This window comes from Asaia bogorensis (assembly GCF_900465345.1).
Classification (GTDB): domain Bacteria; phylum Pseudomonadota; class Alphaproteobacteria; order Acetobacterales; family Acetobacteraceae; genus Asaia; species Asaia bogorensis_A.
In genome coordinates this window covers 121,426-132,957 of the sequence record NZ_UEGO01000013.1, presented here as the reverse complement: position 1 = coordinate 132,957, position 11,532 = coordinate 121,426, and the positions used below count along the sequence as shown (strand labels likewise).

General features: G+C 59.3%; 16 protein-coding genes. 15 read left to right on the top strand and 1 reads right to left on the bottom strand.

Annotated elements, in window-relative coordinates:
• Positions 1 to 136: 136 nt before the first annotated feature.
• The 11 genes from ED655_RS07895 (at position 137) to ED655_RS07850 (ending at position 5,686) form a co-directional block, all read left to right on the top strand.
• The gene (locus tag ED655_RS07895) at positions 137 to 343 is read left to right on the top strand and encodes a hypothetical protein (protein WP_122049696.1); all 207 of its coding nucleotides are present in this window, start codon (positions 137 to 139) and stop codon (positions 341 to 343) included.
• Positions 340 to 540, top strand: coding sequence for a hypothetical protein (locus ED655_RS07890; protein WP_122049695.1), 201 nt, complete (start codon positions 340 to 342; stop codon positions 538 to 540). Before ED655_RS07895 ends, ED655_RS07890 begins: the two co-directional genes overlap by 4 nt.
• Positions 541 to 545: 5 nt before the next feature.
• Positions 546 to 869: a hypothetical protein gene (locus ED655_RS07885; RefSeq protein ID WP_122049694.1), complete on the top strand. Its 324-nt coding sequence runs from the start codon at positions 546 to 548 to the stop codon at positions 867 to 869.
• Positions 866 to 1,315, top strand: coding sequence for a siphovirus Gp157 family protein (locus ED655_RS07880; RefSeq protein ID WP_122049693.1), 450 nt, complete (start codon positions 866 to 868; stop codon positions 1,313 to 1,315). The genes ED655_RS07885 and ED655_RS07880 overlap by 4 nt, the downstream gene beginning before the upstream one ends.
• Positions 1,312 to 2,124: a recombinase RecT gene (locus ED655_RS07875; protein ID WP_122049692.1), complete on the top strand. Its 813-nt coding sequence runs from the start codon at positions 1,312 to 1,314 to the stop codon at positions 2,122 to 2,124. Before ED655_RS07880 ends, ED655_RS07875 begins: the two co-directional genes overlap by 4 nt.
• Positions 2,121 to 2,264 carry a hypothetical protein gene (locus ED655_RS15490; RefSeq protein ID WP_162993434.1) on the top strand — a complete coding sequence of 48 codons (144 nt, stop codon included), beginning with the start codon at positions 2,121 to 2,123 and terminating at the stop codon, positions 2,262 to 2,264. The genes ED655_RS07875 and ED655_RS15490 overlap by 4 nt, the downstream gene beginning before the upstream one ends.
• Before the next feature lie 211 nt (positions 2,265 to 2,475).
• Positions 2,476 to 3,399, top strand: a complete 924-nt coding sequence (locus ED655_RS07870; RefSeq protein WP_122049691.1) for a hypothetical protein — start codon at positions 2,476 to 2,478, stop codon at positions 3,397 to 3,399.
• Positions 3,396 to 3,743, top strand: coding sequence for a FliH/SctL family protein (locus ED655_RS07865; RefSeq protein ID WP_122049690.1), 348 nt, complete (start codon positions 3,396 to 3,398; stop codon positions 3,741 to 3,743). The genes ED655_RS07870 and ED655_RS07865 overlap by 4 nt, the downstream gene beginning before the upstream one ends.
• Positions 3,736 to 4,242 carry a TRM11 family methyltransferase gene (locus tag ED655_RS07860; RefSeq protein WP_122049689.1) on the top strand — a complete coding sequence of 169 codons (507 nt, stop codon included), beginning with the start codon at positions 3,736 to 3,738 and terminating at the stop codon, positions 4,240 to 4,242. Before ED655_RS07865 ends, ED655_RS07860 begins: the two co-directional genes overlap by 8 nt.
• Positions 4,235 to 4,489: a helix-turn-helix domain-containing protein gene (locus tag ED655_RS07855; protein ID WP_122049688.1), complete on the top strand. Its 255-nt coding sequence runs from the start codon at positions 4,235 to 4,237 to the stop codon at positions 4,487 to 4,489. The genes ED655_RS07860 and ED655_RS07855 overlap by 8 nt, the downstream gene beginning before the upstream one ends.
• Positions 4,490 to 4,666: 177 nt before the next feature.
• Positions 4,667 to 5,686 (top strand): tyrosine-type recombinase/integrase, encoded by a 1,020-nt coding sequence (locus ED655_RS07850; protein ID WP_240993563.1) that lies wholly within the window; start codon positions 4,667 to 4,669, stop codon positions 5,684 to 5,686.
• On the opposite strand, the gene ED655_RS07845 is transcribed toward ED655_RS07850, so the two are convergent.
• Entirely contained in the window at positions 5,681 to 6,655 is a 975-nt protein-coding gene (locus tag ED655_RS07845) for a glycoside hydrolase family 99-like domain-containing protein (protein WP_122049687.1), read from the bottom strand. The genes ED655_RS07850 and ED655_RS07845 overlap by 6 nt on opposite strands.
• Before the next feature lie 408 nt (positions 6,656 to 7,063).
• Here ED655_RS07845 and metX point away from each other — a divergent pair, with 408 nt between their 5' ends.
• The 4 genes from metX (at position 7,064) to ED655_RS07825 (ending at position 11,216) form a co-directional block, all read left to right on the top strand.
• On the top strand, positions 7,064 to 8,254 hold the full coding sequence (metX, locus tag ED655_RS07840; protein WP_122049706.1) for a homoserine O-acetyltransferase MetX: 1,191 nt from the start codon (positions 7,064 to 7,066) through the stop codon (positions 8,252 to 8,254).
• Positions 8,244 to 8,843 (top strand): methionine biosynthesis protein MetW, encoded by a 600-nt coding sequence (metW, locus tag ED655_RS07835; RefSeq protein ID WP_023977328.1) that lies wholly within the window; start codon positions 8,244 to 8,246, stop codon positions 8,841 to 8,843. The genes metX and metW overlap by 11 nt, the downstream gene beginning before the upstream one ends.
• A gap of 137 nt (positions 8,844 to 8,980) precedes the next feature.
• Entirely contained in the window at positions 8,981 to 9,589 is a 609-nt protein-coding gene (locus tag ED655_RS07830; RefSeq protein WP_122049686.1) for a nitroreductase family protein, read from the top strand.
• Positions 9,590 to 9,869: 280 nt separating this feature from the next.
• Positions 9,870 to 11,216 (top strand): DEAD/DEAH box helicase, encoded by a 1,347-nt coding sequence (locus ED655_RS07825; RefSeq protein WP_122049685.1) that lies wholly within the window; start codon positions 9,870 to 9,872, stop codon positions 11,214 to 11,216.
• Positions 11,217 to 11,532 lie beyond the last annotated feature (316 nt).

The window sequence follows — 11,532 nt, the reverse complement described above, 5'->3', positions numbered from 1 at the left end:
CAGAGCAGCAGGTGAACGCCAAGCTGTCCCGCGTGAATGACCGGGGCGCGTTCGATACGGACGAGCTTGATTGCCTGTTCTGCCGCCTTGGCGAGGCGCTGCCGAACCGTGCTGTTCTTGAGCAGAGGGCCGGGTGATGAAGCACGAACGCGTCACCGTCTGGCAGGACGACATCGTTCTGCCGCTCGACCTGCTCAAAGGCGCTCGCGACGTTCTGGCACGTGCTGCGGATCGCCTCGAAGCGCTCGCCAAGGACGATCAGGACTGGGAGGTTCTGCGTGAACTGGACGAGCAGAAGTTCATGCTGGGCAAGCGCTGCGACGAACGGGAGGCCGCACAATGACGCCTCAACTCACGCCGCACGAGCGGATCAAGCAGAGCGCCAAGGCAATCGCGTTCCTGAGCAACCCGGCGTTCGGGCTGGACCGATCACCGACCCGAGTGCGGATGGTCGCAGATCACGAGCGGCGCATGGCTGCGGACCTGGAGCGCATGGCACCGCACGGCAACGGGTTCGGAATACCAGCGATGAAGGGGTAACGCTCATGAGCGGGAAATGGACGCCGGGGCCTTGGATCGTTGGGAAAGGGGCTGGGTACTTCATCAAGAGGCCCAACGCCAGAATGGCGCATTTGGTAGGGATGACGCCGGAATTTTCTGGCGTTGGTGCGGAGAGTGACAATGATGAAGAGGCGAGAGCAAACGCCCACCTGATGGCCACCTCGCCAGAACTATTCGACGCTCTTGATATGTGCGTTTCCGCCCTCGAAATTTGGCAGTTGATGCAGCCAGTGCCGAACGATGGGCTCGACAGATTTGTCGAGAAGGGCCGTGCCGTGCTCGCCAAGGCGAAGGGAGAGGGCGCGTGAATACCCTCGACATCGCCAACGCGGCATATGCGGAGCACATCAAGCCCTCGTTTGATCGGATGATCGACGCGCTCAAGCAGATGCGTTCGGCAAACGATCCGGACACAGGTGCGGTTCTCTGCATCGAGGCGCTGGACGCGCTCGCAAAGGATTGCACCGCCATGCGGGATCAGTTGCGCGAGGGCGTCCGTCATTCATGCGACGAGAGCGGCACGATTTCATTCGAAGCTGGCCCGTATCTGGTGACGAGAACGCGCCCCGATCCTGCTGCCACAGTGACCGATGAAGCCGCCCTGAGAGCCGCCATGCCGTCCCTTTTCTCGCCCCAGCCGGACAAGCTGGATCGAGCCAAACTCACGAAACTCCTCCGACGCGGCGAGACGATACCGGGCGCAACGCTCGGCACTACCCCCGTTGGAACCATTCAGATCAGGACAAGAAAATGAACGAAGTAGCGACAGTCGGCGCCCCAGGGTCTTTCGTAATCGAGGGCATGCAGGGAGCAATGAAGCTGGCTCAGGCCATGGCATCCGCCCGCATGGTGCCGCAGCACCTCCAGAGCAGCCCCGGCGATTGCCTCATGGTGATTGAACAGGCCATGCGCTGGCAGATGTCACCCTTTGCCGTGGCTCAGGCCACCGCAGTCGTCAAAGGCAAGATGTGCTTCGAGGGCAAGCTCGTTGCCGCAGCGATACAGACGAGCGGCGTGCTGGAAGGGCGGCTGAATTACGAGTTTACCGGAGAGGGCGATAACAGGGCGGTGATCTGCACCGGACTTATTCGCGGCGAGAAGAAAGCCCGCACGGTCGAAGTGAAGTTGTCCGAGGCCCGTACAGATAACACGTGGTGGAAGAAGACACCCGACCAGATGCTGACGTATCATGCAGCCCGCGTCTGGGCGCGCCGCCATACGCCGGAAGTCATGCTTGGCGTTTACGCGCCGGAAGAAATGGCAGACGCACAGGACGATCGCCGCGAGCCGGTTGACGTCACGCCCGAACCTAAGCGCACGCCGCCAACCATTGACCATGCGGCACGAATTTCAGGTTGGCTGGAGCGTGCAATGAGGCCTGAGCAAGCTGTAGCCGTGCGCGGCAAATGGATCGAGATCGTTGCGAAGGCCGAGGAAGCCGGAAACCCGATAGCCGAGGACGTACAGAACGCAGTGGCTGGCATGATCGAGGCGCGGCTTGATGAACTGGCCGAAGCGTACGCGGTGCAGGCGGCTGACGAATTGGAGCACGCGCCCGCATGACGCACCCCGGCGACGAGGAAATTGCGGACCGCCTGACGAGAGAGCAGGCGGCACAGGATGCAATACGCGACCGGATAGCGGCGCAGGGACAAGCGCAGGCGGCCGAGAAGGGCCGGAGCGCAGGGGAGAGACGGGGATGAGTGACGATAGTGCTGAGAACGGTAATCGCCGTGCCGTCCGTGATAAATGGTCATTCTGGATTAGTGTTTCCAGGACTCCTGATGATTGTACGCGCGTCGCCATATCCGATGAGAAGGGTTGGAAGGCTGTGGACATCTGCCCCGATCACGCTCGGTGGCTCGCCGATGAACTCGTCAGTACCGCTGCCCGGTGTGATGGAGAGAAAGCATCATGACCCACGAACAGAAGCCGGAGAGCGCGGAGTTTCGGACGCGGGAAGAGGCGATAGCCTCTCTCGCATTTCATCTCCACGAGGCTACCTGTGACGTTTGCTGGTCCATAGCTACAATAATGGCAGAGGAGTTTATTCTCAAAGCTGAGGCCCGAGGCGCGGCAGAACAGCGCCGGAAGGACGCGGAGGGGGCCGAGCCGGTTGCTTGGCTCATTGAGGACCGATGCAAAGGTGATCCTAGACGCGCACATACGCCCGATAGCGCTGTGACAGATAAAGCCCATGCCGATAAAGCGGCGCGGTTCAATTTCAAAGTTTCCGCCCTCTACAGCCGACCCGCCAATATTACCACGCTTGGCGCATCATTTGCGTGGCTGGTCGAGGATATGCGCGAGAAAGATCAGGGTGCACCACCTTCGGCGCGCTTTGACATGCTATTTGGTAACGACGAAGTCTCAATCTCCGAGGCGCGGGAGAGGCTTGAAGCTCTAGGCATCGAAAGCCTCTACATCACAGATGAATGGGCAGACGCGACCGAAGGGAATGAGCTTTCTTGCGCAGAAGTTGAGGCTCTTCCTCCGCTTCACGAGGACGAACAGAAAGCTGGCTGGAAGCTGGCCAGCGCTTGGGATACCGAGGACGGGACGATCATTCGTCATTACGTTCGACCGCTGCGCATCTCGGACCAAGACCCCGCCAACGTCGCCGCGCTTGAGGCTCGGGTGAAGGAGTTGGAGGGTTACGAGAAAGACGCAATACGCTTCAGGTGGTTGGTTGAGAAAGTTAGCCTGTATTACGGCATCCCTGGCTTTGCTGTTGAACGTGGTAGATCGTACGAAAAAAGGGTTGAGGATCTGTTACGGGCGATAGACGCCAATATTGAGCGATCCGCCGCAGCCATCCGCAAGGGAGAGCAGCCATGACCCTCGACTACGAAGCCGGATTTCGTGCTGGTAAGCGGGACGCACACAAGGCGATGGAACGCCGGATAGCCGAGGCCGTGGCAGCAGAGCGGACGAAGAGTGAGGCACTGATCCGCTCTCTCGCAACAGGTTACGAGCGCATGAGGCGCGTTTTGGTCAATATGTACGCAACCTCAGGCACAGATGCTAGCTGGTATCGTCGTCAAGCCGATCAGGGCGTTTCCAGCGTTCCTGGCATTTGGGACATTGCGCGGAACCCCGTGGAAGCAAATCCGGGCGAATGCGCATGGATCAACCGCGATGGATCAATGGCAGCCATCCGCGAGGGAGGCGAGCATGGGTGAGACCACGCCAACCGTCCTTGATCCTTGCTGCGGCAGTCGGATGTTCTGGTTTGACAGGGCAGACTCCCGAGCGGTGTTCGGAGACATACGAGCGGAGGCTCATGAACTTCGCGACAAATCGAGCGCAGGCGGGGCAAGGAAGCTAGTCATTGCGCCAGATGCAGAGATGGATTTTCGCGATCTGCCCTTCGCTGACGGTTCGTTCAATCTGGTCGTATTCGACCCTCCGCATCTCGTGAGGAACGGCAAGACCGGCTGGCTTGCGAAGAAATATGGGAAGCTCGGGCAAACCTGGCAGAACGACTTGCGCGCCGGGTTTCGGGAGTGTTTTCGAGTGCTGAAGTCGGGAGGCACGATGGTTTTCAAATGGAATGAACACGAAATTGCCGTGGGACGCATCCTCGAGCTCACGCCAGAGCGGCCCTTATTCGGCAATCGATGCGGCAAGACAGCCAAATCACATTGGCTCGTCTTCATGAAAGGGGCGCCCCATGACTGACCCCACCCCCTTCAACCGCCTGCTGGGCGAGCGGGTGCGGCGTCTGGTCGAGAAAGACGGGCGCTCAATGGAGGCCATCTCCCTCGCCGCCGGTATGGGGCCGCATACGGTCAGCCGGATCGTGCGCGGCCATGCTGTGAAGGTCGAGACGCTGCTTGCGATCCTGCACGAGGTGAAGGCCACGGGAGAGGATCTGAGCGCGGTCTATGCCGACTTTGTTGAGCATCGGAAGGAGAGGGCGATATAATGGAACGCTCCCGTTGGCTGGACCCGCCCGCATTGGCGCGGCATCTATCGACTACGACGAACATGATCCCGCGCTATGTGCAGCAAGGGAAGATCCCGCGTCCCTCTCTGCACCTTGGACCTAGGTCGCCAAGGTGGGACATTCACGAAGTCGATGCCGTTATGCTCAAGGCGGGCGGTGTCGTCACTTCAGAAACTACGAGCCTCATGGTGCAGCGTGCTTGCGAAGAAATCGAGCGGGACGCCGCCAGACGTAAAGATCGTTCGAAAGGTGCTGGCAGACGGATCGGTTAAGGAATACCGATACGCCCGCAAACGCAAGGACCATGCCCCGCGTGGTCCTGCATCCGGCACCATCGCGGCGGTGATGCGCCAATATCTAGGTAGCCCGGAATGGTCGGCAACGAAACCAAGCTCGAAGCGGAGCAGGCGGTTTTATCTTGCGGAACTGGAGCGCATTGGTGACGTGCCTATCAAGGAACTGAAGCGCCGCGAGATCCTGACCATTCGTGACACTATCGCACGTACCAGAGGAACAGGCGCGGCGAATCAGTTCATCCAGAGCACGAGCGCCTTTCTCTCATGGTCACTCAACCGGGAATGGGTTGAGGCGAACGCAGCCGCCCGCATCGGTATGCTGGCCTATCAGCCGTTCAGGGCGTGGGGCAAGGAGATGACGCGGGATGCAATCGCCGCACTGCCTCCGCATATGTCACGCGCTGTCATGCTGGCCCTGTTTACCGGGCAACGCCGTTCGGACCTGTGCGCGATGAAGTGGAGCGACATAACAGGGCGTGCGATATACGTTCGCCAGAGCAAGACGGGCGCTGAGCTGCACATACCGATTCACCCGGTTCTAGCCGAGGCGATGAAGGAATGGCCCAGGACTGCGGAAACGATCCTTACCGGCGCCAGGGGCGGCCCACTCACGCCCTATAATCTGTCGCAATCCATGAAGGACGCTCACAACAAAGGAATCGTCCCGAAAGGATACAGCATCCACGGCTTGAGGAAGCTGGCGGCAACCTTGCTGGCGGAGGCGGGATGCACGACGCATGAGATTGCCTCGATCACCGGACACAAGACGTTGAAAATGGTCGAGCACTATACGCGGTCATTCGATCAGAAACGGCTTGCCGAGGACGCAATATCCAAGCTGGAAACCGCGTTTTGGAAACCGCGAGAAACCGTCTTATAACACATTGATAAATAATGATTTATCGTAAGTGAACCAGTAGTGATAGAAGATGAACCCGTCGACGCCGCTCTGCTTCGCCATCTGCGCCTGTTCACGTAGCGGCGCCTCACTATCAAGGCGGTAATGACCAAGATCCCGCGGAATGCGCGGTTGATAATGGTCGGCGAAACGAGGCAGGGCGCGTGATAGATTGGTCCACTCGGTGAAGCCTTTCCCCCACCACCGGTCATTTTCCGCGTTCGGATGAAACTGGGGAAGATAATAAGCAAGCAGACGGGCTCGCCTTATGGCAGCGTCAGGCAGCGGGTGGTGGGTTTCAAACAGGGGGCCCGGCTGCGTCCGTCGTCTGACCTCGCGGGCTATGGTCGTTTCGTGCTCGGGCAGGCAGGGGAAAACACCATGTTCATGACGGTGGGCCAGCCAGTGCATAAACGGGTTTGTATCCGGCTCATGACGTAGGTAGCGCATCCGGTAGAATGCGGGGTCGAAACCTTCGAATGGACGGCGTACCTCTCGATATCCTTGCACCATATAATGTTCGACAGGGTCCATGCCCGAGGCTGCGACATCCGGGTAGGTCCGCAGATAGAAGGCCGTGTCGAATTCGGGCATTGGCCGGACATGAGGTGACTGACGATTGGCCAGATAATGCGCGAGAGCATTCGTGTTGGCAGGAACCAGATTGGCCTGCCGGTACCAGACCGGATCGAACCAGGCGATTGGTCGCCGTCCCTCATATTCACCCTTGGTCAGGTAATGGATCAGAGGATCTTCTGTAACGTCCCTGTTTGTTGTCAGGTACCAAGCCGGATCGAAGAAGGCGTTTGGTTTGCGCCCCTCGCGCCAGCCCGTGGATCGATAGTGAAGCAGGGCGCCGCTTCCGATGTCACGCAGATCGGGATTGCGGGAAAGGTAGAAAGCTGTGTCGAAGAGCCCCGAATGACCGATCATTCTCAGGATGGTTGGCATTTGTTCTTCTCCGGCGATTCGTTAAAAAAACATTAAATCAAATCCCGGATACACGCCATGTTTTCTCCTTGTGAGAGGCCCTTGAACAGTACCGTCCGTGGGACGGATCTTGAAGAGGATGGCTATGGAATTGCAGCCTTGCGCTTCAGGTGCCATATCTTGCGTTCCGTTCCATGCGCGGGGGTATGCGAGGCCCGTTGTGCAGATATGGAACATCCGTGACCATCAGCCATCGTCAAAGACCACGCTACGTTTCGCGCGGCCGGGACGAAACATGAGACCATGCAGTATTACTCCGAACCGGCCACACGCCCGACAGAAGACCATGACAAGGCCGAAACGAGAGGGCCGAGCACCGGGCGCACAAACCTTGCGAAAGACGTTACACAACCCGATCTGGTGGGAGGCATGAGCCTGCCGGAAAACCCGTCTCCCACGTCGTTCCGTACAAGGCTCGAACAGGGGCTGACACTGGAATGCGGGGTGCATATTGCACCACTGGAGATTGCGTATTGCGCGTACGGAACACTCTCGCCACAGCGGGATAATGTCATTCTTGTTTGTCATGCTCTGACAGGCGACCAGTACGTAGCCGAAACACACCCTGTTACCGGCAAACCGGGATGGTGGAGCCGTGCTGTCGGGCCCGGGCGCGCGATCGATACCGATCGGTTCTACGTTATCTGCGTCAATGTTCTGGGCGGCTGCATGGGCTCGTCTGGTCCGCGCACCGTGAGAGACAATGGTGAACCCTGGGGCACCGACTTTCCGCCCATTACCATCAGGGATATGGTCTTCGCCCAGGCGAAGCTTCTGGACCATCTGGGGATAGAGCGCCTGTTCGCCGCCATTGGCGGCTCGATGGGCGGCATGCAGGTGCTGCAATGGGTGGCCAGTTTCCCCGAGCGTGTGGGTGCTGCAATGCCCATCGCAACGGCGCCGTTTCATTCCGCCCAGAACATTGCGTTCAACGAGGTGAGCCGCCAGGCGATCTGTGGAGATCCGGACTGGTGCGGTGGTCGATACTGGGCGCATGGCACGATCCCGGCGAAGGGCCTCGCTGTGGCCCGTATGATGGCCCACATTACCTATCTGTCCGAAGAGGCGCTGACCCAGAAGTTCGGCCGTCGCACGCGACGCGACGCCATACCTTCTCCCGAAGCCACTGCATCGGGAAACTCGCTCTTTGGCGAAATCTTCGAGGTCGAAAGCTATCTGCGTCATCAGGGGTCGAGCTTCGTGCGTCGCTTCGATGCCAATTCCTATCTGACGATCACGCGGGCTCTGGATTACTTCGATCTGAGCGCGGATTACGACGGCGATCTGTCGGCACCCTTCCGCCATTGCACGACGCGTTTCTGCATTATCTCTTTCACCTCCGACTGGCTGTTCCCGACATCGCAGTCGCGGCTCTTGGCACGTGCCCTGAACCAGGCAGGAGTGAACGTCTCCTTTGTCGAGATCGAGAGCGACAGGGGGCACGATGCGTTTTTGCTTGAGGAGCCCGATCTTGATCGCACCATGCGTGGATTCATCAATGGCGCGGCAGAGCAGGCAGGACTGATAGCCGAAGCGGGAGAGGTGCCCCATGCGTCTTGATCAGCAACTCATTGCCGAGATGATCGAGCCCGGAACGCGCGTTCTGGATGTCGGGAGTGGCGACGGCGCCCTGATCGACCATCTGTTCCGCACCCGCCAGTGCGATGCGCGCGGCATTGAAATCGACATGCGCGAGGTGACGCGTTCGGTCGCGCATGGTCTGCCCGTCATGCACGGTGATGCCGATCAGGATCTCATCCATTATTCCGACGACGCTTTCGATTATGTGGTGCTGCAACGCACGCTTCAGGCGGTCGAGAAGCCACGCGAGGTGCTACGCCAGATGCTCCGCATCGGCCGTCATGCGATCGTTTCCTTCCCCAATTTCGGCCATTGGCGATTGCGCCTGCAGATCCTGCTCAGCGGGCGAATGCCCATGAACAAGGTGTGGCATACGCCTTGGTACGAGACACCCAATATCCATCCATGCACCATTCAGGACTTTCTGGAGCTTTGCGAGAGCGAGGGCTATGTGATCGATCGCTGGCTGGCCATTGATGAGGCCGGAGAGCGCGCTCCGTGGCGTCGGTCGATCCGCCTGGCCAATCTGTTTGGCGAGCAGGCGCTCTTTCTTCTACGCAAGCGTTGAGCGGGCGCATCCGTCGCGAAAGCATATTACGAATTTAGTCGAAATATCGCTTTACGTCGGCGTGAACCCTGTGTTTGCATGATGCGTTTCCTGAGCTCCATAACCCTGCCGGGGTTCTCAGGAGAGCGGAGTTATTCATGACAGACATTCTGACTGCCATCGCCGAACGTAGAGCGACCAAGCGCTTCGAGCCGGATGTAACGATCCCCGAGCATGAACTGCGCGCCATTCTTGATGCAGGGCGTCATGCCCCCACAGCATTCAATATCCAGCACTGGCGCTTTGTTGTTGTGTCGGATCCCGCGCTGCGCAAGGAAATCCGTGCAGTTTCATGGAATCAGCCGCAGGTGGAAGAGGCGAGTGCTCTTATCGTGCTCTGCGCCGATTTCAAGGCGTGGGAAAAGAACCCGGCGCGTTACTGGGCCGAAGCTCCCGAGAAGATGCAGGCGACCTATGAGGGCATGATTCAGAAATTCTATAGCGGCAACGAGCAGATGCAGCGCGACGAGGGGATCCGGTCATGTGGCATGGCAGCGTATGCCTTGATGCTTGCCGCAGCCGCCCATGGCTATCAGAGCTGCCCCATGGATGGGTTCGACTTCAAGGCCGTTGGCGAATTGATCAACCTGCCCAAGGATCATGAAGTCGTCATGTTTGTCGCAATCGGCAAGAAGGCAGGTGATTATCCTCCGCATGGCGGCCATCTGCCGCTGGAAGAGACGATCATCAACAATCGTTTTGCCTGAGAGACACGATCTGGCAGACCGGAACCGCGGGTCTATTGTTGTCGATCACGGTTTAGTAAGTGCGGCGGCTTGCATGAATGCGAGCCTCTGCCTATATGGGGCTCTTCCCGGTCCAGATTGACTCTGGTGGCCCGTCTGTCGCTGCTGCGACAGACGTTGTGCAACCTGTGTCGTCAGTTTCTGGATCTTTTCCTATCCTGACGACGTCCGGGCCAAGAGACGTCATCCTGTAAGCCTGCTGTTTTCGGCAGGCTTGTGCCCAAGGAGGCGTTTCTCGCTCATGACCAGTTTTGCCGATCTCCAGCTCGCCATGCCCATCCAGCGTGCCTTGAGCGAAGAGGGCTATACAACTCCGACGCCGATCCAGTCAGGATCGATTCCTTATCTCTTGCAGGGGCGCGATCTGCTCGGCCTCGCCCAGACCGGAACGGGCAAGACGGCCGCGTTTGCGCTTCCCGCGCTCCATCGTCTTGCAACGCATCACCGCCCCCTGACACCCAAGGGCGCTCGCGTGCTCGTGCTTGCGCCGACCCGTGAGCTGGCAGCGCAGATTGATGACAGTTTCAAGGCCTATGCCCGTCATATGAAGCTGCGCCACGCTGTCATCTTTGGCGGTGTCGGTCAGGGCCGGCAGGTCGAGGCCATGCGTCGCGGCGTCGATGTGCTGACGGCGGCACCTGGCCGCCTGCTCGATCTGATCGGTCAGGGTCATATCGATTTACATGATCTCGAGATGCTGGTGCTCGACGAAGCCGATCGTATGCTCGATATGGGCTTCGTGCGCGACATCCGCCGCATCGTGGCACTGCTCCCCAAGGAGCGTCAGACGGTCCTGTTCTCCGCCACCATGCCGAAGGCCATTGAGGAGCTCGCGCATTCGCTTCTGCGTGACCCAGCCAAGGTGGAGGTAACCCCGCCATCTTCGACCGTCGACCGCATTCGTCAGGCTGTGATGTTCGTCAAGGCTGAGGACAAGCGCGCCGCAACACTGCTGCTGGTCAAGAATGACAAGGTCCAGCGCGCCGTGGTCTTCACGCTCATGAAGCATGAAGCGAATAAGGTGGCCGATTTCCTCAATGCTGAAGGCATTCGCGCCGAGGCAATCCACGGCAACAAGTCCCAGGGCGCACGTGAGCGCGCCATGGCTGGTTTCCGTGATGGGTCAGTCAAGGTGCTCGTGGCGACCGATATCGCTGCACGCGGTATCGACGTGGATGATGTAAGCCACGTGTTCAATTATGACCTGCCCAATGTTGCGGAGAGCTATGTCCATCGTATCGGCCGTACCGCGCGCGCCGGGCGTGATGGCTGGGCTGTTTCCCTGTGTGATGCGGAGCAGCGGGCCTGGCTGCGTGACATCGAGAAACTGATTGGCAAGTCCATTCCCGTGGTGAGCGATCATCCCTATCATTCGGAAGAGGCCCAGAATTCCACGATGCGTCCGCCGGTACTGGGTGGCGGTGGCCGTGGACGCAATCAGCCGCGTGGTGGTGGCCAGCGCGCAGGTGGTGGTGGTGGTCGTCCGGGTGGCGGCCAGCGTCCCGGTGGGAGCGGCCGCCCCGGCGGTGCACCACGAAACGGCGGTGGCGGGAAGCCTTCGGGAAATCGCCCCCCGCGCTCGCGCTGACACTTTGTTTGCAGGGTAGCTTCGAGACATCGAAGCTACCCTGCATCTGCTTTTTTCTGCCTTGTCACCTTGCATGGCAAGACGGCGTTGCGCCCGTACACCTTGCGTTGCGCTCTTCGCGGGAGCGCTGCAGGCGACCGACGGCCTCCTGAAGACATGATACGCCCCCGATGAGGTATCTTCCTTCCGGCTGAAAGCAGACATAAAGCCCGGAGGTAAGTCGCGACATGGTTTGTCGCGATATGGATGACATAGGCAGGATGACCATCCTGTTTCCGGTATTGGGAATAGGTCGAACCCTGGCGTCCTATGTGGT

What these genes read in the sequence shown, in the direction of transcription:
- ED655_RS07895 (WP_122049696.1), top strand. Translation starts at nt 137, where the DNA reads ATGAAGCACGAACGCGTCACCGTCTGGCAGGACGACATCGTTCTGCCG.
- ED655_RS07855 (WP_122049688.1), top strand. Translation starts at nt 4,235, where the DNA reads ATGACTGACCCCACCCCCTTCAACCGCCTGCTGGGCGAGCGGGTGCGG.
- ED655_RS07830 (WP_122049686.1), top strand. Translation starts at nt 8,981, where the DNA reads ATGACAGACATTCTGACTGCCATCGCCGAACGTAGAGCGACCAAGCGC.
- ED655_RS07870 (WP_122049691.1), top strand. Translation starts at nt 2,476, where the DNA reads ATGACCCACGAACAGAAGCCGGAGAGCGCGGAGTTTCGGACGCGGGAA.
- ED655_RS07845 (WP_122049687.1), bottom strand. Translation starts at nt 6,655, where the DNA reads ATGCCAACCATCCTGAGAATGATCGGTCATTCGGGGCTCTTCGACACA.
- ED655_RS07865 (WP_122049690.1), top strand. Translation starts at nt 3,396, where the DNA reads ATGACCCTCGACTACGAAGCCGGATTTCGTGCTGGTAAGCGGGACGCA.
- metW (WP_023977328.1), top strand. Translation starts at nt 8,244, where the DNA reads ATGCGTCTTGATCAGCAACTCATTGCCGAGATGATCGAGCCCGGAACG.
- ED655_RS15490 (WP_162993434.1), top strand. Translation starts at nt 2,121, where the DNA reads ATGACGCACCCCGGCGACGAGGAAATTGCGGACCGCCTGACGAGAGAG.
- ED655_RS07890 (WP_122049695.1), top strand. Translation starts at nt 340, where the DNA reads ATGACGCCTCAACTCACGCCGCACGAGCGGATCAAGCAGAGCGCCAAG.
- metX (WP_122049706.1), top strand. Translation starts at nt 7,064, where the DNA reads ATGAGCCTGCCGGAAAACCCGTCTCCCACGTCGTTCCGTACAAGGCTC.
- ED655_RS07885 (WP_122049694.1), top strand. Translation starts at nt 546, where the DNA reads ATGAGCGGGAAATGGACGCCGGGGCCTTGGATCGTTGGGAAAGGGGCT.
- ED655_RS07825 (WP_122049685.1), top strand. Translation starts at nt 9,870, where the DNA reads ATGACCAGTTTTGCCGATCTCCAGCTCGCCATGCCCATCCAGCGTGCC.
- ED655_RS07860 (WP_122049689.1), top strand. Translation starts at nt 3,736, where the DNA reads ATGGGTGAGACCACGCCAACCGTCCTTGATCCTTGCTGCGGCAGTCGG.
- ED655_RS07875 (WP_122049692.1), top strand. Translation starts at nt 1,312, where the DNA reads ATGAACGAAGTAGCGACAGTCGGCGCCCCAGGGTCTTTCGTAATCGAG.